Origin of the sequence: Phocaeicola sp. RTP21198st1_B8_RTP21198_201120 (genome assembly GCF_040929485.1) — a bacterium.
GTDB lineage: Bacteria > Bacteroidota > Bacteroidia > Bacteroidales > Bacteroidaceae > Phocaeicola > Phocaeicola dorei.
In genome coordinates this window covers 1-1,134 of sequence record NZ_JBCOCI010000480.1, presented here as the reverse complement: position 1 = coordinate 1,134, position 1,134 = coordinate 1, and the positions used below count along the sequence as shown (strand labels likewise).

The window sequence follows — 1,134 nt, the reverse complement described above, 5'->3', positions numbered from 1 at the left end:
TTATCAGGTAGTTGTGGACAGAGTGAGAATGAATTAAATCCTGTCGGACGAATACCAAAAATACCTTCGGTTACTATACGGCAATACAAAGCACTTTCGGCTGACAAATGCCGTTGGTTTCCTTCGGGCCAGGCCTCGATAGGATATGGAACATGTTCCCCAAGCAGGCGTTGCTGTGAGTAATATGCCATGTGTTCCATTGCCCTCTCCCTTGCTCCTGCGCTATACACTCCTCGTAGAGCGTAAAGAGTAGATCTGTCCCAGAAAGTATCTGTTCCGGCTTGTGTCAATAAGCCGTCTTTGCTCCACAAACGGGGAGAGAATAATGCTTCGACGGTTCCTGTCTTCTTTTCAAAGATCCCGACTGTCAGAGGGATAGCTATCCATGAACGTAAAATATCATTGCCTTCATAATAGCGGTAACTGTCGAACCCTTCTATACGGCTACCAAAATAATTGTTTATATTATTTTTTAATACTTTCGCCTGCCGGGCATATTCTTTTGAAACAGAAGACTGCTTGCCAAGTTCTTTGGCAAGATAGCTTGCCGATACCAGAGCGTCATAATACAAACTTGATGTACAAAGGTTTGCGTTACCTGCTGGAAAGCGTCCTTCAAGCTCATCAGCATCTGAAGTCACAATTCCGGAAGCATTTATTTTTCTTTTGCAGTATTCCAGACACCACTCAATCAAGGGCCATAACTCTTGTGCTTCCTTTTTATCTGCTTTGGCTAGTGCATAACGGGCGGCCCCATAAGCTATCATCGCTGCATCGCCACGATCGCCAGCCCCGTTCCAGGTATCCTTCCCCTCGGCAATGATAGAGCTGGGTATGGGTTTGTAATCAGAATTCATGAAGCGGGCAAAAAGCCTGAATGAGTTTAATGCGGACGCGTTTCCGATATCATAACCCAAAAAGGGAAAGAAAGGATTGGCATACTCCGCTTGGTCATTCGCCCAAACAGCTGCATAATATGATTCTCCTCCAGGACTGTGCATGAATCCTCCTCCGGTAGCAAAGATACTCTCTGCTGCTCTTACTTTAGCAAAAGCAAATGCTGTATTTACTACCGGATCAGGGGAGACAAAGCTAAGATTGTTCCATATCTTGTCGACAAAGGCCATTCGTTTA

1 pseudogene is annotated in these 1,134 nt (G+C 45.1%); it reads right to left on the bottom strand.

Annotated elements, in window-relative coordinates:
* A pseudogene (locus AB5935_RS27445) lies at positions 1–1,134 on the bottom strand (hypothetical protein); the annotation flags it as partial.